This is a genomic window from Microbacterium kribbense, assembly GCF_039537285.1.
Taxonomy (GTDB): Bacteria; Actinomycetota; Actinomycetes; order Actinomycetales; family Microbacteriaceae; genus Microbacterium; species Microbacterium kribbense.
The window spans coordinates 275,777-296,459 of the sequence record NZ_BAABAF010000008.1; the positions used below are offsets into that span (position 1 = coordinate 275,777).

Genomic DNA, 20,683 nt, shown 5'->3' on the forward strand with positions numbered 1-20,683 from the left:
GTATGTGAAAAGCAGATTGTCTGAGCGGGCAGACTCTGGCCAGCCTACGCGGGGTCCAAGCTGATCGCGGAATCGGTCGGCGCGACGAAGGCGGGCAGCATCGTGTCGCCCGACAGGTACCGGTCGACGCTCGCGGCCGCGGCACGGCCCTCGGCGATCGCCCAGACGATCAGCGACTGCCCGCGCCCGGCGTCCCCGGCCACGAACACGCCGGGCTGCCCGGTCTGGAAGTCGGCACCGCGCTTGAGCGCGCCCAGCCGGCTGAAGCTCGCGCCGATCTGGCTGCGCAGCGTGTCCTGCTCGGTGCCGGCGAAGCCCATCGCGATCAGCACGAGGTCCGCGGGGATCTCGTGCTCGGTGCCGGGCTTGGGGCGCCGGACACCGTCGGAGACCTCGGTCTCGGCGACCCGCAGCGCACGCACCCGGCCGGCCTCGTCGGTGCGGAACTCGACGGTGGAGGCCAGGTAGCTGCGCGTGCCGCCCTCTTCGTGCGAAGACTGCACCTCGAAGATCTTCGGCGACATCGGCCACGGCTGGTGGTCGGGCCGGTCGACCGGCGGCCGTTTGCCGATCGCCAGGTTCGTCACGCTGCGCGCTCCCTGCCGGTGCGCGGTGCCGATGCAATCCGAGCCGGTGTCGCCACCGCCGATGACCACGACGTGCTTGTCGGCGGCGGTGATCTGATCAGGCACCGTGTCGCCGGCGGAGGCGTGGTTCGCCTGGACGAGGTACTCCATCGCGTAATGGATGCCGTCGGCCCCGCGCCCGGGCAGGGGCAGATCGCGCGGCACCAGCGCGCCGGTGGCGACCACGACCGCGTCGTACCGGGTGCGCAGCTGGTCCCAGGTGATGTCCCGGCCGATCTCGACGCCGGTGCGGAAGATGGTGCCCTCGCCGCGCAGCTGCTCCAGCCGCAGTTCGAGCACCGCCTTCTCGAGCTTGAACTCGGGGATGCCGTAGCGCAGCAGACCGCCGACGCGGTCGTCGCGCTCGTACACCGCGACGGTGTGCCCCGCGCGGGTGAGCTGCTGGGCGGCGGCCAGGCCCGCCGGTCCGGACCCGACGATGGCGACGGTCCGCCCGGTCAGGCGGGCGGGGGGCTGCGGGCGCACCCAGCCGTGCGCGAAGGCCTCATCGGCGATGGTCTGCTCGATGCGCTTGATCGTGACGGCCGGCTGGTTGATGCCCAGCACGCACGCGCTCTCGCACGGTGCGGGGCAGAGCCGGCCGGTCAGCTCCGGGAAGTTGTTGGTCGCGTGCAGTCGTTCGCTGGCAGCCTGCCAGCGGTCCTGACGCACCAGGTCGTTCCACTCCGGGATGAGGTTGCCCAGCGGGCAGCCGTGGTGGCAGAACGGCACGCCGCAGTCCATGCAGCGGCTGGCCTGCCTGCCGACCATGGCCGTGTCGGCCGGCTCGTACACCTCGCGCCAGTCCATGATGCGCACCGGCACCGGACGGCGCGGCGGCTGCTCGCGGTGGGTGAGCTTCAGAAAGCCATGGGGGTCAGCCATGGGTCACCTCCAGAATGCGGTTCCAGACGACGTCGCCGTCGGGGTCCAGCCCCTCCTCGATCGCGTCCTGCCGGGTCTGCAGCACCGCCGCGTACTCGCGCGGGAGGATGCGGGAGAAGTCGGCGACGGTCTCATCGAAGTTCGCCAGCATCGCCGCGGCGAGAGCCGAGCCGGTCTCGTCGACATGGCGTTGCAGCAGGTCGCGCACGATTGCGGCATCGGCCGGTCCGAGCGGGTCGATCATCAACGATCCGTCGCGCAGCGCGTCGCTGTTGACCAGATCGGTGTCCAGCCGGTAGACATACGCGCTGCCGCCGGACATCCCCGCGCCGAGGTTGCGCCCGGTGGGTCCGAGGATGACGGCCATGCCGCCGGTCATGTACTCGAGGGCGTGATCGCCGACGCCTTCGACCACGGCGGTGGCGCCGGAGTTGCGTACCAGGAAGCGCTCCCCCACCTGCCCGCACACCAGCAGCATGCCGCTGGTGGCCCCGTAGCCGATCACGTTGCCGGCGCTGACGTTGGTGGCGGCGTCGAAGTGCGCGCCTTCGGGCGGCCGGATGATCACGTGGCCGCCGGACAGGCCCTTGGCGACGTAGTCATTCGTGTCGCCGTGCAGCCGCAGCGTGATGCCGGCGGGCAGGAACGCGCCCAGCGACTGCCCGGCCGACCCGGTCAGGTCGACGGTGATCGAGTCGGTGGGCAGCCCGAATTCGCCGTGCGCCTTCGTGACGCGGTTGCCGAGCATCGTGCCGATCGCGCGGTCGGTATTGTGCACCGGCATGTCGATGTGCACCTGCCCGCCGGCGGCGATGACCTCCTGCGCACGCTCGATCAGCTGCACGTCGATGTGGGACGACAGATCGTGATCTTGATCGCGCAGGTGGCGCCGCGGCGCGTCCGGCTCGAATTCGGGTCCGACCAGGATCGGCTCCAGGTCGAGCCCCCGGGCCTTGAAGTGCTGCAGCGCCTCGTTGACATCCAGCAGCTCGTGGTGGCCGACGGCCTCTTCCAGCGTCCGGAACCCGAGCGACGCGAGCAGCTCGCGCACCTCCTCGGCCATGAACTGCATGAAGTTCACGACGAACTCGGCCTTGCCGGTGAACCGGTCCCGCAGCGTCGGGTCCTGCGTGGCCACGCCCACCGGGCAGGTGTTCAGATGGCACTTGCGCATCATGATGCACCCCGACACGATCAGCGGCGCCGTCGCGAACCCGAACTCCTCGGCGCCCAGCAGGGCGGCGATGATGACGTCGCGCCCGGTCTTGAGCTGTCCGTCGGTCTGCACCACCACCCGGTCGCGCAGTCCGTTGAGCATCAGCGTCTGCTGCGTTTCGGCCAGGCCGAGCTCCCAGGGGGTGCCGGCGTGCTTGAGCGAGCCCAGTGGGCTCGCGCCGGTGCCGCCGTCGTGCCCCGAGACCAGGATGACGTCGGCCAGCGCCTTCGCACACCCCGCGGCCACCGCGCCGATGCCGGATTGGCTGACCAGCTTCACGTGCACCCGGGCGTCCGGGTTGGCGTGCTTGAGGTCGAAGATCAGCTGCTTGAGGTCTTCGATCGAGTAGATGTCGTGATGCGGCGGCGGCGAGATCAGCCCGACGCCGGGGGTCGCATGCCGGGTGCGCGCGATCCAGGGGTACACCTTGCCCGGCGGCAGCTGGCCGCCTTCCCCCGGCTTGGCGCCCTGTGCCAGCTTGATCTGCAGGTCGTCCGCACTGGTCAGATACAGACTGGTCACGCCGAAGCGCGCCGACGCCACCTGCTTGATGGCGCTGCGCCGCGACGGGTCCAGCAGCCGGTCGACCTCCTCGCCGCCCTCGCCGGTGTTGGACTTGCCGCCGATCGAGTTCATCGCTATCGCGAGGGTCTCATGGGCCTCCCGCGAGATCGACCCATAGCTCATCGCACCGGTGGCGAACCGGCGCACGATGGACGAGACGGGTTCGACCTCCTCCAGCGGCACCGGCGGGCGCACGCCCGTGCGCAGCGTGAACATGCCGCGCAGCGTCTTCAGCTCGGCAGCCTGATCGTCGATGCGACGGGTGTAGTCGCGGAAGATGTCGTACCGGCGGGTGCGCGTCGCGTGCTGCAGCCGGAACACGGTCTCGGGGTTGAACAGGTGCGGCGGGCCGTTGCGGCGCCACTGGTACTCGCCGCCGGTCCACAGCCGCTCGTGCACGCGCGCGGCGTCGTCGGGCGGGTAGGCGAAGTCGTGCCGCTGCTGGTTCTCCGCCTCGACGTCCTCCAGGCCGATGCCGCCGAGCTTGGACTCGGTGCCGGTGAAGAACTCGTCGATCAGCTCCTGCCCGAGCCCGATCGCCTCGAACACCTGTGCGCCGGCGTAAGACGCGATGGTCGAGATGCCCATCTTCGACATGACCTTCAGCACGCCCTTGCCCAGCGCGTGGATGACGTTGGCCACGGCCGCTTCGGGTTCGAGGCCCTCGATCACGCCCGATCGGGCGAGGTACTCCACGGTCTCCATCGCCAGGTACGGGTTCACCGCCGACGCGCCGTAGCCCAGCAGCGTGGCCACGTGGTGCACCTCGCGCACGTCGCCCGCCTCCACGACGAGTCCGACCTTCATCCGGTCCTGGTTGCGGATCAGATGATGGTGGATGGCCGAGACCAGCAGCAGCGACGGGATCGGGACGAGGTCCTTGTTCGAGTCGCGGTCGGACAGGATCAGGAACTCGGCGCCGTCGGCGATGGCCGCATCGGCCTCGGCGCACAGCTCGGTCAGCCGCCGGCGCATCGTGCCGGGGCCGGCGTCGAAGTGGTACAGGCCGTGCAGGGTCACGGCGCGCCGCCCGGGCATGGTGCGCTCGATGTTCTGGATCTTCGCGAGCTCGTCGTTGTCGAGCACCGGGAAGTCGATCGTGATCTGCCGGGCGTGGTCCGGACCCCAGGCGAGCAGGTTGCGCTCCGGGCCGATGCCGGCTTCCAGGCTCGTCACGACGGATTCGCGGATCGAGTCCAGCGGCGGGTTGGTGACCTGGGCGAACTGCTGCGCGAAGTAGTCGAACAGCAGCCGGGGACGGTCGCTGATCGCAGCGATGGGCGTGTCGGTGCCCATCGCGCCGATGGGCTCTGCGCCGTGCTGTCCCATCGGTGCCAGCAGCACCTGGATCTCTTCCTCGGTGTAGCCGAAGGTGCGCTGCCGGCGGGTGATCGAGGCGATGGGGTGCACGATGTGCTCGCGGTCGGGCAGTTCGTTCAGCGCCAGCTTCTGCCGGAGCCAGAGCGCCCAGGGCTGCAGTGCGGCAAGCTCCGCCTTGACCTCTTCGTCCTCGACGATCCGCCGTGCGGCGGTGTCGACGACGAACATGCGCCCGGGCTGCAGCCGGCCCAGGCGCGCGATGCGCTCGGGGGCGATGTCGAGCACGCCGGTCTCGCTGGCGACCACCACCAGGCCATCGGTGGTGACCAGCCAGCGTCCGGGCCGCAGGCCGTTGCGGTCCAGCGTCGCGCTGACCAGGCTCCCGTCGGTGCAGATCATCGCGGCCGGGCCGTCCCACGGCTCCATCTGCAGGGAATGGTACTCGTAGAACGCACGCAGGTCGGGGGCCAGATCGGTGCGGCCCTCGTAGGCTTCGGGCACCATCATCAGCATCGCGTGCGGCAGGCTGCGGCCGCTGAGGGTCAGCAGCTCGAGGACTTCGTCGAACGAGGCCGAGTCGCTGCCGCCGGGCGTGCAGATCGGCAGCAGCGGCGCCATGTCGCCGAGCAGATCGGATGCCAGCTGCGACTGCCGCGCGCGCATCCAGTTGCGGTTGCCGCCGATCGTGTTGATCTCGCCGTTGTGGGCGATCATCCGCAGCGGCTGGGCCAGTCGCCAGGACGGGAAGGTGTTGGTGGAGTATCTCGAGTGCACGACGGCCAGCTCGGAGGCGAACCGCTCGTCCTGCAGGTCCGGGTAGAACGGCTCCAGCTGGAGGGTCGTGACCATGCCCTTGTAGCCCAGGGTGCGGCACGACAGCGAGACGAAATACGCGCCCAGCTCATGCTGGGCGCGCTTGCGGAGTCGATAGACGACACGGTCGAGTTCGAGCCCGCTCATCGCCGGCGCACCACCGATGGCGGGGCGGGACAAGAACAGCTGCTCGAACCCGGGGCACGCCGCCAGCGCGAGCTTGCCGAGCTGGTCGTCGTCGGTCGGCACCTCGCGCCAGCCGAGGACGTGAAGGTCTTCGGACTGCGCCAGGCGCTCGATGGACTGCTTGAGCGCGTCGCGCTCGGCCGGCTCGGTCGGCAGGAACACGGTGCCCGCGGCGTACTCGCCCGCAGGCGGCAGCTCGAAGCCGACGACCGCGCGCAGGAACGCGTCGGGCATCTGGGTGAGGATGCCCGCGCCGTCGCCGGTTCCGGCGTCGGAGCCGATCGCCCCGCGGTGCTCGAGATTGCGCAGTGCCGTCAGGGCGAGCTCGATGATGTCATGGCCCGGGGCGCCGCGGAGGGTGGCGACCATGGCCAGACCGCAGGCATCCTTCTCGAAAGCCGGGTTGTACAGCCCCTGCCGGGGTGGGAGGGAGCCGCCGAGGGCGCTGTCGGCTGGGGTCACGGGCATGTCTGCCGTCCTCACATTTCTCAGGGTGGGACGACGTCGGCCCGGGAAGGGAAAGGCCGCCGCGGTTATCGGCCCGCGGGGGCGGCTACGGCGCTCGTGACGTCTGCCGCGGATTCGTCGTCGCCAGGCTCGCTGACATCGACGTATTCGGGGGTGTTTCCCGATTGTACAGCCTCGTTGTGCCAGGAGCGGCCGGGACGATAGGGCGATGTCTCCAGGCCGGTGTGCCGGCGCTTCTGCACGATCATGATGACCACACCGAGGATGACGCCGAAGATCGCCGCCCAGACGTTGGTGCGCAGCCCGAGGAAGACGTCGCTGGGGTCGATCCGGATCGTCTCCCAGACGATGCGGCCGGCGCTGTACCAGATCAGGTAGAGGCCGAACTGGCGGCCCCACCGCATCGTGAACTTGTGGCCGGCCCACAGGATGACCGCGGCCCCCAGGAGGTTCCAGATCATCTCGTACAGGAACGTCGGGTGGAACAGCGTGCCCGGAGCCAGGCCCGCCGGAAAGGCCGGGTTGGTCGACTGGATCTGCAGGCCCCAGGGCAGGTTGGTCGGCAGGCCGAACAGCTCGTTGTTGAAGTAGTTGCCCAGCCGCCCCATCGCCTGCGCGATGATCAGGCCCGGGGCCACCGCGTCGGCGAAGGTCCAGAACCGGATGCCGGTCCACCGGCATCCCAGGTACGCGCCGATGGCACCCCCGATCAGGGCGCCGTAGATCGCGATGCCGCCCTCCCAGATGAAGAACGCCGTCCAAGGATTGGCGCCGGGGCCGAAGTAGAAAGACCAGTGCGTGAGCACGTGGTAGATGCGCGCGCAGATGATCGCCAGCGGCACCGCGATCAGCAGGATGTCGATGATGATCCACGGCTCGGCGCCCCGCTTGGTCAGCCGGTGGTTGGCCATCAGAGTCGCGACGATGATGCCGGCGATGATGCACAGCGCGTAGAAGTGGATCCGCACCGGCCCGATGTCGAAGTAGCTGATGGTGGGGCTCGGGATGCTGGCGAGCACGCCATTGATCGCACTGGCGGGGGCAAACGTCATGGCTACGAGTCTAAGCGCTCGGTGTCCCGGCTCCGTGCGCGGTGCCCGCGACCAGCTGCCGCGTGGTCGCGGCCAGCGCGTCCAGCCCGCCGTCGCGCAGAGCCTTGACCAGTGCCGTGCCGACGATGGCCCCATCGGCGTACTCCAGCACGCCGGCGACATGATCGGCGTTGGAGATGCCGATGCCGACGCAGCAGTGCACGGCGCCGTGCGCGCGCAGCCGGCCGACCAGGGTGCGCGCGGCGGCATCCAGCTCGGTGCGCTCCCCCGTGGTGCCCATCGTCGAGACGGTGTAGATGAAGCCGGTGGTGCTGCGCGCGATCAGCTCGAGCCGCTCGTCGGTGGAGGTCGGCGCGGCCAGGAACACCCGGTCAAGGCCCGTGCGCTCGCTGGCGGCGATCCACTCCGCTGCCGCATCCGGAGTGATGTCGGGCGTGATCAGGCCCGCGCCGCCGGCGGCCAGCAGATCGTCGGCGTAGCGGTCGACGCCGTGCTGCAGCACCAGGTTCCAATACGTCATCACCACGACCGGCACGTGCGTGCGGTCGGTGATCTCCTTGACTGCGGGGAACAGATCGCGGATCCTGAAGCCGGCCGCGAGCGAGGCCACGGCCGCCTCCTGGATCACGGCGCCGTCCATCACCGGGTCGGAGTACGGCGGACCCAGCTCGATGATGTCGGCGCCGTTCTGGGCGAGCGTGACGGCGGCCTCGATGCTCGTGCGCAGGTCTGGGTAGCCCAGCGGCAGATAGCCGATGAACGCGCCGCGACCGGCGGCGTGGGCGGCGTCGAGGGCCGCGGCCAGGGCGGACGTCATGACGCGGCTCCCTTGTCGTAGAGGTCGAAGTACCGCGCGGCAGTGTCCATGTCCTTGTCGCCGCGGCCGCTGAGCGAGACGGCGATCACACCATCCGGGCCCAGCTCGCGTCCGATGCGCAGCGCACCGGCCAGGGCGTGGGCGGATTCGATGGCCGGGATGATGCCCTCGGTGCGGCTGAGCAGGCGCAGCGCCGACATCGCCTCGTCGTCGGTGGCCGGGATGTAATCGGCCCGGCCGATCGAGGCGAGCCAGGCGTGCTCGGGTCCCACCCCGGGGTAGTCCAGGCCCGCCGAGATCGAGTGCGACTCGATGGTCTGGCCGTCCTCGTCCTGCAGCACGAAGGTCTTCGCGCCGTGCAGCACGCCGGGCCGGCCGCGCTCGATCGAGGCCGCCTGCCGGTCGGTGTCGACGCCGTCGCCGGCCGCCTCCACGCCGTAGAGCGCGACGGAGGAGTCATCCAGGAACGCGTCGAACATGCCGATCGCGTTCGAGCCGCCGCCGACGCAGGCGATCACGGCGTCGGGAAGGCGCCCGACGGTCTCCAGCAGCTGCGCGCGCGCCTCTTCGCCGATGACCTTCTGGAAGTCGCGCACCATCACCGGGAACGGGTGTGGGCCGGCCGCGGTGCCGAAGATGTAGTTGGTGGTCTCGACGCTCGCCACCCAGTCCCGGTATGCGTCGTTGATGGCGTCCTTCAGGGTGCGCGAACCTGTCGTGACCGGGATCACCTCGGCGCCCAGCAGCCGCATCCGCGCGACGTTCAGCGCCTGGCGCTGCGTGTCGACCTCGCCCATGTAGATCGTGCAGTCGAAGCCGAACAGCGCCGCGGCGGTCGCGGTGGCCACCCCGTGCTGGCCCGCACCAGTCTCGGCGATGACCCGGGTCTTGCCCAGTCGCTTGGTCAGCAGCGCCTGGCCCAGCACATTGTTGATCTTGTGCGAGCCGGTGTGGTTCAGGTCCTCGCGCTTGAGGAAGACGCGTGCGCCGCCGGCGTGCTCGGCGAACCGGGGCACCTCGGTCAGGGCGGAGGGGCGGCCGGCGTAGGAGTGCAGCAGCGCGTCGAGTTCGGCGTGGAAGGCGGGGTCGGCGATGGCCGTCTCGTAGACGGCGGTCAGCTCGTCGATGGCGGCGATCAGCGATTCGGGCATGTAGCGGCCGCCGAAGTCGCCGAAGAACGGCCCGTGCACATCGCGAAGGCTCATGCGTGCTCCTTGTCGTGCTGATCGGTCTCGCCCAGGAACGCCCGCAGCGTCGCCACCGGATCGCCGGTGACCAGCGCCTCACCGATGAGGACGACATCCGCACCGGCCGCGCGGTAGTGCGCGACATCCTCTGGGGTGTGCACCGCGGATTCGGCGACCTTCACGGTTCCGGCGGGGATGCGATCGGCCAGCGACCCGAACAGGTCCCGGTCCAGATCGAAGGTCTTCAGGTCCCGGGCGTTGACGCCGATGATCGCCGCGCCGATGTCGGCGGCGCGGACGATCTCATCCGCGGAGTGCGCCTCGACCAGGGCGGTCATGCCCAGTGACCCGACGAGCTCGTGCAGCTGCGCGAGCAGGCTCTGCTCCAGCGCGGCGACGATCAGCAGCACCAGGTCGGCGCCGGCGGCACGGGCCTCGAGCACCTGGTAGGGCGTGGCGATGAAGTCCTTGCGCAGCACCGGCAGCCGCACGGCGGCCGACACGGCCTCGAGGTCGGCGAGGCTCCCCTTGAACCGGCGCCCCTCGGTGAGCACCGAGATGGCGCTGGCGCCGCCCTCCTGGTAGCGCAGCGCCTGTGCGGCCGGATCGGGGATCTGGGCGAGGTGCCCGCGCGAGGGACTGGCCCGCTTGACCTCGGCGATGACCTTCACCCGGTGCGCCGGTGCGAGGGCCACCCGCGCGTCTCGCGCGGGTGCGGCCGCGGCGGCGAGGCGTTCGACCTGCGCCAGGGGGCGGGACTGCGCCCGCAGCTGTGCGTCCTCGACGGCGCCGGCCGTGAGGTCGGCGAGCATGCTCAATGCTCTTTGGGCTGGTACTTGGGGCCGTTGACGCCGTAGCCGATCTTCGTCATGACGAAGCCGACGATCAGACCCACGATGATGAACGCGACCGCCGTGTACACCAGCCACGGCACATCCAGGTAGAACGCCGCGGTGCCGACTGCGAACGCGACCAGCATGATGATCACGGCAGTCCATGCGGCCGGCGAGTGTCCGTGTCCGGGGTCGGCGATGGGGTTGCTCATGGGGCTCCTTCGGCTACGGGGTTCTCTGACGCGCCCGGGTACAAGTCTAGCGGGGCTCACCGCTGCCGGTGGGATCCTCGCCCCGGGAGAGCTCATCCCACGAGTCGACGGCGTCGAGTCGGCCGGCGGCCCCGTGCCGCCCGAACGGGGCCGCGCGGTACCTGCGGCCGGAGTCGTTCCAGCGGTGCGCCGTGGCCAGGATGAACACGCCCACCGCCAGCAGCAGGACCCATACCGCCAAGGTCAGAACCGGCCACGCGTTCGCGGTGATCGAGGAGATCAGGCCCGACACCGAGTCGCCGGCGATGCCGGTGGCGTCGGTGACGGTGCGCGCCACTGCCGAGACGGGGTGCGTGAACGCGACGTGCGCGGCCAGGTAGCCCTGGGCCACCGCGATCAGGATCGTCAGCACGCCGAACGCGTAGCGCAGCACGGTGCCCACGATCGACAGCGCGCCGCCCAGCGCCAGCACCGCCAGGCTCAGCGGCGCCAGCACCGGCACGGCGGCCGCTCCCGACACGGTCAGATCGTGGCTGGCGGCGCCGGACAGCACGACGCTCAGCCAGGTCTGCGTGGACGAGATCACGCCCAGACCGCCGCAGGCCACGACCAGGACGACGGCCAGCAGGCGTGCGCGTGCGATCACGGGCGGCCGCCGGCGGCCGGCTGAAGGTCGTCGGCGTCGAAGCACGTGCGGTCTCCGGTGTGGCAGGCGGCGCCGACCTGCTGGACAGTGACCAGCACGGTGTCGCCATCGCAGTCCAGGCGCGCTCCGCGCACCAGCTGGATGTTGCCGGAGGTGTCGCCCTTGCGCCAGTACTCCTGTCGGGACCGGGACCAGAACGTGACCCGGCCCTCACTCAGCGTGCGACGCAGCGCCTCGGCGTCCATCCAGCCCAGCATCAGGACCTCCTGGCTGTCCCACTGCTGGATGATGGCCGGAACCAGACCCTGCTCGTTGAAGGCGACGCGTGCGATCTTCGCGTCGATGGATGCGGTCATGTCGCGCTTCCTTCTGCGCCGGCCCGAACGACGATGCCGTCGGCGGCCAGCGCCTGCTTGACGTCCGAGATCGTGAGCTGCCCGGAGTGGAAGACGGATGCCGCCAGCACGGCGTCGGCGCCCGCGTGCACGGCCGGTGCGAAATGGGCTGCGGCGCCCGCGCCGCCGGAGGCGATCACCGGGACCGAGGCCAGCTCGCGCATCAGCGCGATCAGCTCGAGATCGAAGCCTGCCTTGGTGCCGTCGGCGTCGATGGAGTTCACCAGCAGCTCGCCGGCGCCGCGGTCGATGGCCTCGCGCGCCCAGGCCAGCGCGTCCAGCGTGGTGTGCACCCGCCCGCCGTGCGTGGTCACCGCGAAGCCGGACGGTACGCCGGGTGAGCGGGTCACGTCCAGCGACAGCACGAGCACCTGCGCGCCGAACCGGTCGGCGATCTCGTCGATCAGTCCGGGCCGGGCGATGGCGGCGGAGTTCACGCCGACCTTGTCGGCACCCACCGCCTGCAGCTTTGCGACGTCGTCGGCCGAACGCACTCCCCCGCCGACCGTCAGCGGGATGAAGACCTGCTCGGCGGTGCGCCGCACGACGTCGTAGGTCGTGGCGCGCTCGTCCACCGTCGCGGTGACATCCAGGAAGGTGAGCTCGTCGGCGCCCTGGGCGAAGTACTGCAGGGCAAGCTCGACCGGGTCGCCCATCTCGCGCAGGTTCTGGAAGTTCACGCCCTTCACGACGCGCCCGGCGGCGACGTCCAGGCACGGGATGACCCGGCAGGCCAGCGTCATCAGAGCCGCGCCGCGTGGATCGGGGTGACCAGGATGGCCCGTGCGCCCAGGGCGTACAGGCTGTCCATCACCGTGTTGACGGTCTTGCGCCGGCTCATGACCCGCACGGCGACCCATTCCGGGTCGCGCAGCGGCGAGATGGTCGGCGACTCGATGCCCGGCGCGAGCGCGACGGCCTGATCGACCAGGCGTGCGGGCAGGTCGTAGTCGATGAGCACGTACCGTCGTGCCACCATCACTCCGCGCAGCCGGCGCAGCAGCGTCTCGGCCCCGTCGGCCTCGCTCGGGCCGGCGATCAGCACGGCCTCGGATTCCAGCATGACCGGGCCGAAGACCTCCAGGCCCGCCTGTCGCAGCGTGGTGCCGGTGGACACGACGTCGGCGACGGCGTCGGCGACCCCGAGCTCGACGGCGGATTCGACGGCGCCGTCCAGCGGCACCAGGTCGACGGCGACGCCCAGCTTGTCCAGATACGCGTCGACCAGTCCCGGATAGGCGGTGGCCACGCGCACGCCGTCCAGGTCGGACACCTCCTGGAACCGGCCGGGAGCGGCGGCGAACCGGAACGTGGAGTCGCCGAAGCCGAGCGCTTCGATCTCGCGGGCCCGGCCCCGGGCATCCAACAGCAGGTCACGGCCGGTGATGCCCACATCCAGCGCGCCCGAGCCGACATAGGTGGCGATGTCGCGCGGGCGCAGATAGAAGAACTCGACCCCATTCTCGGGGTCGATGTGGTGCAGGTCCTTGGCATCGCGGCGTCCGCTGTAGCCCGCCTCGGCGAGCATGTCGGCGGCGGTTTCAGACAGCGAGCCCTTGTTGGGCACGGCGATTCGCAGCATCGAGGTCTTCCTGGTTCAGAGATCGTGTGGGCGCGGGGACGACATCACAGATGTCGGTACACATCCTCCAGGGAGAGGCCCTTGGCGATCATCATCACCTGCAGGTGGTACAGCAGCTGCGAGATCTCCTCGGCCGCGGCATCCGTCGTCTCGTATTCGGCGGCCATCCACACTTCGGCCGCCTCTTCGACGATCTTCTTGCCGATCGCGTGGATGCCGGCGTCCAGCTCTGCGACGGTGCCGGAGCCGGACGGGCGGGCAGTCGCCTTCGCAGTCAGCTCTGCGAACAGGGAGTCGAACGTCTTCACCATCCCAGGATATCGAACCCGGCGTGGCCTCCGGTCCGCGTGACGCTCCGGCGGGAGTTCATCAGTGCCGGTGCTCCCGCGCCTGCCCGCGCAGCTGCGCGATGGCGGCAGCGGGGTCGGCGGCGCCGAAGACCGCCGAACCGGCCACGAAGGTGTCGGCGCCGGCTTCCGCGGCGGCGGCGATCGTATTGGGTGAGATGCCGCCGTCCACCTGAAGCCAGACCGCCGATCCGCGGCGGCGGGCCTCGTCGGCCAGGCGCCGCAGCTTGGGCATCGTCTCGGGCATGAACGACTGACCGCCGAAGCCGGGCTCGACGGTCATCACCAGGATCTGATCGAAGTCCTCCAGGATGTCGAACAGCGACTCGACGGCGGTGGTGGGCTTGACGGCGACGCCGGCGCGGGCGCCGATGGCGCGCAGCCGCCGGGCCAGGGCGACCGGCTCCGTAGCGGCCTCGAGGTGGAAAGTGACCGATGCTGCACCGAGCTCGGCGTATTCGGGCGCCCACCGGTCGGGGTCGTCGATCATCAGGTGCACATCCAGTGGGATGGGGCTCGTGGCCTGCACGCGGGCGACCATCTGCGGGCCGAAGGTGAGGTTCGGCACGAAGTGGTTGTCCATCACGTCCACGTGCACGAAGTCGGCGGTGGCGATGCGGGCCAGCTCCGCCTGCATGTTCACGAAATCGGCCGCCAGGATGCTGGGGTGGATGCGCGGCGCGTCAGGATGGGGCACGCCCCCATTATCGCCTGCGGATCAGGCTGATGAACATCGCGTCCGTGCCGTGCCGGTGCGGCCACAGCTGCACCCGGCCCGAGCCGTCCGCGGGCGCGGGCAGATCCATCGGGTGCGCGGCCACGCGCGCCAGCACGGCGCGCGCGTCCAGTTCCTCGCTCCGCTCGCCGATCGTCCGCCGCGCCTGGGCGAGGACGCCTGCGGTCTCGGCCAGGTGCGGTGAGCAGGTGACGTAGGCGAGGATGCCGCCGGGCGCCAGCGCGCCGAACGCGGCCGTGACCAACTCGACCTGCAGCGTGGTCAGCTCGGGCACATCAGCCGGCGACTTGCGCCACCGCGCCTCGGGGCGCCGGCGCAGCGCGCCCAGGCCGGTGCACGGCGCGTCGACGAGGATGCGGTCGTAGGCGCCGGGCGAGGCGGCTGCCCGGGCGCGCCCGTCGGCCACCGAGACCGGCACCGGCAGCGGCACGCCCGCCAGCGCCTGGCGGACCAGGCCGGCGCGTGCCGGGATCAGCTCGTTGGCCTCCAGCGTCGCCCCGTGTGCGAGCGCCTCTGCCGCCAGCAGCGCGGTCTTGCCGCCGGGACCGGCGCACAGGTCCAGCCATCGCTCCCCGGCGGCCACCGGCGTCGCGCGGGTCAGGGCCAGAGCGGCCAGTTGCGAGCCCTCGTCCTGCACGCGCAGGAGCCCGCCCGACTCGCGCACGAGCGGTTCGGGGTCGCCGCCGCCGGCACGGAACCCGAACGGCGAGTACGGGGTGCGAGCATGCCCGGCCGGCACGTCGGCGAGGCCGGGCAACGCGGCCATCGTCACGTGCGGCGGCGCATTGTCGGCCTGCAGCAGGTCGTCCAGCTCGCCGGGGCGCCCCTCCGCGGCCAGCGCCCGCCGCAGCGCACGGATGATCCACACCGGGTGCGCGGTGCGCAGCGAGAGCGCCTCGTCGTCCGAGCGGGCGGTCTGCGCCACGCGCGCCAGCCACTGGCCCGGCGTGTCGCGCGAGATGCGGCGCAGCACCGCATTGGCGAACCCCGCGGCCGACTTGCCGGCCTCGCGATGCACCAGCTCGACGGTCTCGTTCACGGCGGCGTGCGAGGCGATCCGGGTGGCCAGCAGCTGATGCACGCCGATCCGCAGCGCGTCCAGAACCATCGGTTCGATCTGGTCGACGGAGCGGTCGGCCGCCAGGGCCAGGATCGCGTCGTAGGTGCCCTGCCGGCGCAGCGTGCCGTACGCCAGCTCGGTGGCCAGGCCCGCATCGGCCGTGCTCAGCCGGGCACGGGCGATCAGCCGCGGCAGCAGCAGATTCGCATACGCCTGGTCGGCGTGGACGGCGCGGACGGTCTGGTAGGCGACGGCGCGTGCGCTGCCGCCGGTCACGAGCCCGCCACCGGCTCGTCCACCCGCAGTCCGCGCCACCAGTCGCCGGCGGCCATCGCAGGCTTGCCGGCCGGCTGGACCCGGTCGACGATGATCGGCTCAGTGCCGGTGCCGATCAGCACGTCGCGCCCGTCCTGCGCGATCCGCCCCGGTGCGAGCGCGACGGACCGGTCGGCCGGGCGGGCCGAGAGGATCTTCAGCAGCGCGCCGGCGAGGGTCGTGTGCGCGCCGGGCTCGGGGGTCGTGCCCTGCCACCGGGCGAGCACGCGCTCGGCCGGCTCATCCCAGCGCAGCCGCGCGTCGTCGCGGGTGAGCTTGGGCGCCAGGGTGGGTGGCCCGGTCTGCGGCTGCGCAGATGCCGTGCCCTGCTCGATCGCGGTCACGACATCGTTCAGCAGGTAGGCGCCGCGGTGGGCCAGCCCGTCCAGCACATCGCCGGCGGTGGCCAGCGGCGGCATCGGGTAGACGAGGCGATCGAACACGTCGCCGGCATCCAGCGCGGGCACCAGCTGGAACACGCTGGCTCCGGCGGCGGCGTCGCCGGCGATCAGGGCGTGCTGCACCGGGGCGGCGCCGCGCCAGCGCGGCAGCAGCGAGAAGTGCAGATTGATCCAGCCGTGCGGCGGCCGGCCCAGCAGCGGTTCGCGCACGAGAGCGCCGTACGCCACGATCACACCCAGTTCGGGCGCGGCGGCGGTGACCTCGGCGGTCGCGGCCGCATCCAGCCGCGCGGCCTTGATCAGCGGGAGGCCGAGCTCGGCGGCGGCGGCGGCGACCGGCGAGGGCGTGAACTGCCGCTTGCGACCCAGGGGCGCGTCCGGACGCGTGAGGACGGCGGCGATCTCATGGCGGCCCGCCAGCAGACGCAGTGCGGGCAGGGCCACCTCGGGGGTGCCGGCGAATACGATGCGCATGTTCTCCTCGCTTCCGTCTCACAGCTCGGGATCGAGCACATCAACACGCACTCTGAGTGTATTGCGCGTGCCGGCCGGCGGCCCCTTCGGCCGGCGCCTCCCGCGCAGTGCGGCGGCGACCACGGCCCCGCGCACCGCGCCGGTGACGACCTTGCCGGCACCGTACCCGAACCGCACCAGCGCGCGGGCGCCGTCGCCCGCCGGGACGGGGCCGAGAACGGCGTCGGCCGGCAGCTCCGGCGCCGCCGCGCGCACCGCCGCAAGCACCGCCTCGACGTCGCGCGGCGGCCCTTCGACGGCAGCGACCCGCACCACCGGCGGCATCTTCAGCGGCGCGCGCTCGGCGAGCTCGGTGCGCGCGTAGGCGGGCTGCGACCAGGTGGCCAGGGCCCGCGCGACCGGCCCGGTCACGCCGACCAGGTGCACCGCGGCACCGGGTGCCGCCAGCGCTGCGGCATTGGACCACCAGCGCAGGCAGGACTCGCCGATGCGCAGGTCCTCCGTCTGCAGCATCCGGTCCCCGTCCAGCAGCAGCACGGCGGCGTAGCCGCCCGCCGCGATCGGTTCGGCGCCGCGCGTGGCGATCACCAGCGCGGGCCGGCCGTCGAGCGCGGTGACCACGTGCTCGCCGTCGGCGACGATGATCCGGGTGTGCGGAAAGGCGCGGCCGAGCTCGTCGGCGGTGCGCACGCTGCCCGACGACGACATCCGCACCCGGTCGGACCCGCAGCTCGCGCACGTCCAGGCGGCGGCCGTACGGCCGCACCACAGGCAGTCCGGCACGGCGCCGTGCCGTGTCGCGCGCAATGGACCGCCGCAGTGCCGGCACCGGGCGGGCTTGCGGCACTCGGCGCACACCAGCGACGGGGCGTAGCCGGGGCGCGCCACCTGCACCAGCACGGGGCCGGTCATCAGCGCCTCGCGGGCGGCGGCGAAGGCGGCCGAGGGCACCCGCGACGCGCGCGACTCGCCCTCCCGGGTGGCCGACAGGATGACCCGGGGCGAACGGCGCCGGCGGGCCGGCACCTCGCGCACCCAGCCGGCATCCACGAGCCGCTGCACGTCGGTGGTGCGGGTGTGCCCGATCAGCAGCAGGGCGCACGGCTCCAGTTCCTGACGCACCAGCGCGGCGTCGCGGGCGTGCACTCCGGGGCTCAGCGGCTCGCCGAGGAGCGGATCGCCGTCGTCCCACACGGCGAGCAGGCCCACCTCGTGCGCCGGCGCATAGACGGCGGAGCGGTTGCCCACCACGATGCACGGGACGGGGGCGAGGATGCGCAGGTAGCCGCGATAGCGATCAGGACCGGACTGGCGCGCATCCACCCGCACGACCGCCTCTGCCGGCACGAGCGCGGCCAGCGCCGCCTGCAGCTGGTCCTGGTCGCGGTAGTCCGGGGCCACCAGCACGGCGCTGCGGCCCGCTGCCAGCGTCGCGGCGGCGGCGGCAGCGGTCAAAAGCGCCCACGAGCCGACGTCGGCCGGGCCTTCCTGCGCGGTGCCCGGCAGCCGCACCAGGCCCGGCGCGGCATCCACGGCGATCCGGCCCCGTGCCGCGAGCTGCTCGGCCAGCTGCGGGAAGTCGGCCAGCACCTGCCGGGCACGCTCCAGGCCCGCCGGCGCGACCTGCGGCGCCGCGGGCTCTGCGCCGGCCAGCCACGCCCTCTCGGCACGCACCATCCGCTTGGGGATCACCAGGCGCAGGATGTCGCCGGCGCCGCCGGCGGCGCGGTCGGCGACCCGGCGGGCCAGTGCATACAGTCGCGGAGGCAGCACCGGCATCGGTGAGACCACCGATTCGAGGTCGGACAGCGGCCGGTCGACCGGATCGGCGACGCCGATCTCGACGAGGTATCCGTCGATCACGCGCCCGGCGCTGCGCAGCGGCACCCGCACCCGAGCGCCTACGACCGCGTCTGCGGCGAGCTCGTCGGGGATCGCGTAATCGAACAGGCGGTCCAGCTGCGGCAGCGGCGAGTCCACGAGCACGCGTGCCACGCGGCGCGCGGCCATGTCAGAGCCCGGCGGCCGAACGCAGCTCGTCCACGCGGTCGGTGCGCTCCCAGGTGAAGTCGGGCAGCTCCCGGCCGAAGTGCCCGTAGGCGGCGGTGGCCGCATAGATCGGGCGCAGCAGGTCGAGGTCCTCGATGATCGCCCGCGGGCGCAGGTCGAACACGTCCCGGATCGCCCGGGTGATCACGTCGTCGGGCACCGTGCCGGTGCCGAACGTCTCGACGTACAGGCCGACCGGGCTGGCCTTGCCGATCGCGTAGGCGACCTGCACCTCGAGACGCCTGGCGAACCCGGCCGCAACGGCGTTCTTGGCGACCCAGCGCATCGCGTAGGCGCCCGAGCGGTCGACCTTCGAGGGGTCCTTGCCGCTGAATGCGCCGCCGCCATGGCGGGCCGCTCCCCCGTACGTGTCGATGATGATCTTTCGCCCGGTCAGCCCCGCGTCGCCCTTCGGGCCGCCGATCACGAACGGGCCCGCCGGGTTGATGAAGTACTCGGTGCCGCGCGCATCCAGCCCGGTGGTCTCGAGGATCGGATCGATCACCTCGGCGCGCACGGCCGCCCGCAGCGCCGCCATCGAGATCTCGGGGTGATGCTGGGTGGACAGCACGACGGTCTCGATCGTGCGCGGGATGTCGCCCTCGAAGCCGACCGTGACCTGGGTCTTGCCATCGGGCCGCAAGAACGGCAGCGCCTCGGAGCGGCGCGCCTGCGCGAGCCGCTCGGCCAGTCGATGCGCAGTCCACGCCGTGATCGGCATCAGCTGCGGCGTCTCGGTGGTGGCGTAGCCGAACATGATGCCCTGGTCGCCGGCGCCCTGCTCGTCCATCCGGTCGGTCGAGCCGTCCGCACGATGCTCGAGGGAATCGTCGACTCCGGCGGCGATGTCGCTGGACTGCTCGCCGATCGACACGCTGACGCCGCACGAGTCGCCGTCGAACCCGGTCTCGCTGGAGGTGTAGCCGATGCGGTTGACGACGTCGCGCACCGTGCCCGGCACGTCCACCCACGCCTCGGTGCGCACCTCACCGGCCACGTGCACCAGGCCCGTGGTCACGAGCGTCTCGACGGCGACCCGGCTGCCGGGGTCTTTCGCGAGCAGGCCGTCGAGGATGCTGTCCGAGATCTGATCGCAGATCTTGTCGGGGTGCCCCTCCGTGACGGACTCGGACGTGAACAGGCGCAGCTGCGTCATCATGCTCCAATACGGCGAAGGCGGACGGACACCAGTATGCCCTCAGCCGCCGACACGACGGCGGCTGAGGGCACTGGATGACGGGGACTACTCGGCGGCCGGGCGCAGCCGGAGCTTGTCCTCGTTGATCTCGTGCAGCGCGATGGTCAGCGGCTTGTCCTCGACGGTGGAGTCCACCAGCGGCCCGACGTTGTCGAACAGGTTGCCCTCATGCAGGTCGGAGTAGTAGTCGTTGATCTGCCGCGCCCGCTTGGAGGCGAAGATGACCAGCTGGTACTTCGAGTCGACCTTCTCGAGCAGGTTGTCGATGGGCGGGTCGATGATGCCCTGGTTGGTTCCGGCCATGGTGGGGCCTCCTGGTCTGAGGGTGGAAGTTCTGATGCGCCGCCGCGGGGCGCGCGCACGCATCTGCTCATTCTACTCGGTGCGGCGGGCAAGTGCGGGCTATCGGGCGAGGGCGGCGACTTCGGCGGCCGCGCGGGCGACGTCGTCGTTGACGACGCGATAGTCGAACTCCGCCTGTGCCGCCAGCTCCACCCGGGCGGTGCGCAGTCGCCGGGCGCGCTCGGCCTCGTCCTCGGTGCCGCGGCCGACCAGCCGCTGCACCAGCTCGTCCCAGCTGGGCGGCAGCAGGAACACGAGCGCGGCCGAGGCATCGGCATCCCGCACCTGCCGAGCGCCCTGCAGATCGATCTCCAGCAGCACGGTGCGGCCCTGCTCCAGGGCCTGTTCGATCGGCCGGCGCGGCGTGCCGTAGCGGTACCGATTGTGCACCGTCGCGTGCTCCAGCAGCGCGCCGTCGGCGACCAGCGTGTCGAAGCCGGCGTCGTCGACGAAGAAGTAGTGCTCCCCCTCGACCTCACCCGGCCGCGGCGGCCGCGTCGTGGCCGAGACCGACAGCAGGATCTCGGGATGGTGCGCCTTGATGTGCGCGGCCACGGTGCCCTTGCCCACCGCCGTGGGCCCGGCCAGCACGAGCAGCCGGCTGCGGCCCCCGCGCGGCTGCGGCTCGGGGAACCGGCCGTCCAGCCAGGCGTCCAGCGCCCGCCGCTGGCGCACGCCGAGACCGCCCAGACGTTTGACCGGCGAGATGCCCAGCTGTGTGAGGATGCGGTCGCGCTTGCCCTCCCCGATGGCCGGCAGCGCGGTGAGGAACTCGGTCACGCGCAGCGTGCCCGACGGCGAGGACTGGTCGGCGAGGGCCCGGAGCAGAACCTGCTGCGGCCAGAGCACCCGCGCGGAGATGTCGCGTTTCAGGCTTGCCCTCGCGCGGCGCGCCGCGATCGCCTTCTGCGATGCCGCAATGCGGTCAACCTCGGGGGGATGCTGGGCATCGACCACGT

At 71.7% G+C, this 20,683-nt stretch carries 19 protein-coding genes; all 19 read right to left on the minus strand.

Annotation, left to right across the window (positions count from 1 at the left end; genetic code table 11):
• Nucleotides 1-44: 44 nt before the first annotated feature.
• Nucleotides 45-1,511, minus strand: coding sequence for a glutamate synthase subunit beta (locus tag ABD705_RS12395; RefSeq protein WP_344784018.1), 1,467 nt, complete (start codon nucleotides 1,509-1,511; stop codon nucleotides 45-47).
• Nucleotides 1,504-6,078, minus strand: a complete 4,575-nt coding sequence (gene gltB / locus ABD705_RS12400) for a glutamate synthase large subunit (protein WP_344784020.1) — start codon at nucleotides 6,076-6,078, stop codon at nucleotides 1,504-1,506. Before gltB ends, ABD705_RS12395 begins: the two co-directional genes overlap by 8 nt.
• A 65-nt stretch (nucleotides 6,079-6,143) precedes the next feature.
• Nucleotides 6,144-7,130, minus strand: a complete 987-nt coding sequence (lgt, locus tag ABD705_RS12405; protein ID WP_344784022.1) for a prolipoprotein diacylglyceryl transferase — start codon at nucleotides 7,128-7,130, stop codon at nucleotides 6,144-6,146.
• A gap of 10 nt (nucleotides 7,131-7,140) precedes the next feature.
• Complete coding sequence (gene trpA / locus ABD705_RS12410) at nucleotides 7,141-7,947, minus strand: tryptophan synthase subunit alpha (protein ID WP_344784024.1); 807 nt, start codon at nucleotides 7,945-7,947, stop codon at nucleotides 7,141-7,143.
• Entirely contained in the window at nucleotides 7,944-9,152 is a 1,209-nt protein-coding gene (gene trpB, locus ABD705_RS12415; protein WP_344784026.1) for a tryptophan synthase subunit beta, read from the minus strand. Before trpB ends, trpA begins: the two co-directional genes overlap by 4 nt.
• On the minus strand, nucleotides 9,149-9,946 hold the full coding sequence (trpC, locus tag ABD705_RS12420) for an indole-3-glycerol phosphate synthase TrpC (RefSeq protein ID WP_344784028.1): 798 nt from the start codon (nucleotides 9,944-9,946) through the stop codon (nucleotides 9,149-9,151). Before trpC ends, trpB begins: the two co-directional genes overlap by 4 nt.
• A 2-nt stretch (nucleotides 9,947-9,948) precedes the next feature.
• Nucleotides 9,949-10,179 (minus strand): DUF6704 family protein, encoded by a 231-nt coding sequence (locus ABD705_RS12425; protein WP_344784030.1) that lies wholly within the window; start codon nucleotides 10,177-10,179, stop codon nucleotides 9,949-9,951.
• 46 nt (nucleotides 10,180-10,225) lie between these two features.
• Nucleotides 10,226-10,825: a Trp biosynthesis-associated membrane protein gene (locus ABD705_RS12430; protein WP_344784032.1), complete on the minus strand. Its 600-nt coding sequence runs from the start codon at nucleotides 10,823-10,825 to the stop codon at nucleotides 10,226-10,228.
• Nucleotides 10,822-11,181, minus strand: coding sequence for a phosphoribosyl-AMP cyclohydrolase (gene hisI / locus ABD705_RS12435; protein ID WP_344784034.1), 360 nt, complete (start codon nucleotides 11,179-11,181; stop codon nucleotides 10,822-10,824). Before hisI ends, ABD705_RS12430 begins: the two co-directional genes overlap by 4 nt.
• Nucleotides 11,178-11,963, minus strand: coding sequence for an imidazole glycerol phosphate synthase subunit HisF (gene hisF, locus ABD705_RS12440; RefSeq protein WP_344784036.1), 786 nt, complete (start codon nucleotides 11,961-11,963; stop codon nucleotides 11,178-11,180). Before hisF ends, hisI begins: the two co-directional genes overlap by 4 nt.
• Entirely contained in the window at nucleotides 11,963-12,802 is an 840-nt protein-coding gene (gene hisG / locus ABD705_RS12445) for an ATP phosphoribosyltransferase (RefSeq protein WP_344784038.1), read from the minus strand. The genes hisF and hisG overlap by 1 nt, the downstream gene beginning before the upstream one ends.
• Before the next feature lie 44 nt (nucleotides 12,803-12,846).
• On the minus strand, nucleotides 12,847-13,110 hold the full coding sequence (locus ABD705_RS12450; RefSeq protein ID WP_344784040.1) for a phosphoribosyl-ATP diphosphatase: 264 nt from the start codon (nucleotides 13,108-13,110) through the stop codon (nucleotides 12,847-12,849).
• Between the two features lie 61 nt (nucleotides 13,111-13,171).
• Nucleotides 13,172-13,846 (minus strand): ribulose-phosphate 3-epimerase, encoded by a 675-nt coding sequence (gene rpe / locus ABD705_RS12455; RefSeq protein WP_344784042.1) that lies wholly within the window; start codon nucleotides 13,844-13,846, stop codon nucleotides 13,172-13,174.
• 7 nt (nucleotides 13,847-13,853) lie between these two features.
• Nucleotides 13,854-15,221 (minus strand): RsmB/NOP family class I SAM-dependent RNA methyltransferase, encoded by a 1,368-nt coding sequence (locus ABD705_RS12460; protein ID WP_344784044.1) that lies wholly within the window; start codon nucleotides 15,219-15,221, stop codon nucleotides 13,854-13,856.
• Nucleotides 15,218-16,135, minus strand: a complete 918-nt coding sequence (gene fmt / locus ABD705_RS12465) for a methionyl-tRNA formyltransferase (RefSeq protein ID WP_344784046.1) — start codon at nucleotides 16,133-16,135, stop codon at nucleotides 15,218-15,220. Before fmt ends, ABD705_RS12460 begins: the two co-directional genes overlap by 4 nt.
• An 18-nt stretch (nucleotides 16,136-16,153) precedes the next feature.
• A complete protein-coding gene (locus ABD705_RS12470) occupies nucleotides 16,154-18,145 on the minus strand; it encodes a primosomal protein N' family DNA-binding protein (RefSeq protein WP_344784048.1) in 1,992 nt (663 codons plus the stop codon).
• A gap of 1 nt (nucleotide 18,146) precedes the next feature.
• The gene (gene metK / locus ABD705_RS12475; protein ID WP_344784278.1) at nucleotides 18,147-19,340 is read right to left on the minus strand and encodes a methionine adenosyltransferase; all 1,194 of its coding nucleotides are present in this window, start codon (nucleotides 19,338-19,340) and stop codon (nucleotides 18,147-18,149) included.
• Between the two features lie 87 nt (nucleotides 19,341-19,427).
• The gene (gene rpoZ / locus ABD705_RS12480; protein WP_344784050.1) at nucleotides 19,428-19,685 is read right to left on the minus strand and encodes a DNA-directed RNA polymerase subunit omega; all 258 of its coding nucleotides are present in this window, start codon (nucleotides 19,683-19,685) and stop codon (nucleotides 19,428-19,430) included.
• Nucleotides 19,686-19,784: 99 nt separating this feature from the next.
• Nucleotides 19,785-20,681, minus strand: coding sequence for a guanylate kinase (gene gmk / locus ABD705_RS12485; RefSeq protein WP_344784052.1), 897 nt, complete (start codon nucleotides 20,679-20,681; stop codon nucleotides 19,785-19,787).
• Between the last annotated feature and the right edge of the window lie 2 nt (nucleotides 20,682-20,683).

Coding starts and splice junctions, on each gene's coding strand:
- ABD705_RS12395 (WP_344784018.1), bottom strand. CDS start 1,511: ATGGCTGACCCCCATGGCTTTCTGAAGCTCACCCACCGCGAGCAGCCG.
- gltB (WP_344784020.1), bottom strand. CDS start 6,078: ATGCCCGTGACCCCAGCCGACAGCGCCCTCGGCGGCTCCCTCCCACCC.
- lgt (WP_344784022.1), bottom strand. CDS start 7,130: ATGACGTTTGCCCCCGCCAGTGCGATCAATGGCGTGCTCGCCAGCATC.
- trpA (WP_344784024.1), bottom strand. CDS start 7,947: ATGACGTCCGCCCTGGCCGCGGCCCTCGACGCCGCCCACGCCGCCGGT.
- trpB (WP_344784026.1), bottom strand. CDS start 9,152: ATGAGCCTTCGCGATGTGCACGGGCCGTTCTTCGGCGACTTCGGCGGC.
- trpC (WP_344784028.1), bottom strand. CDS start 9,946: ATGCTCGCCGACCTCACGGCCGGCGCCGTCGAGGACGCACAGCTGCGG.
- ABD705_RS12425 (WP_344784030.1), bottom strand. CDS start 10,179: ATGAGCAACCCCATCGCCGACCCCGGACACGGACACTCGCCGGCCGCA.
- hisI (WP_344784034.1), bottom strand. CDS start 11,181: ATGACCGCATCCATCGACGCGAAGATCGCACGCGTCGCCTTCAACGAG.
- hisF (WP_344784036.1), bottom strand. CDS start 11,963: ATGACGCTGGCCTGCCGGGTCATCCCGTGCCTGGACGTCGCCGCCGGG.
- hisG (WP_344784038.1), bottom strand. CDS start 12,802: ATGCTGCGAATCGCCGTGCCCAACAAGGGCTCGCTGTCTGAAACCGCC.
- fmt (WP_344784046.1), bottom strand. CDS start 16,135: ATGCGCATCGTATTCGCCGGCACCCCCGAGGTGGCCCTGCCCGCACTG.
- ABD705_RS12470 (WP_344784048.1), bottom strand. CDS start 18,145: ATGGCCGCGCGCCGCGTGGCACGCGTGCTCGTGGACTCGCCGCTGCCG.
- metK (WP_344784278.1), bottom strand. CDS start 19,340: ATGACGCAGCTGCGCCTGTTCACGTCCGAGTCCGTCACGGAGGGGCAC.
- rpoZ (WP_344784050.1), bottom strand. CDS start 19,685: ATGGCCGGAACCAACCAGGGCATCATCGACCCGCCCATCGACAACCTG.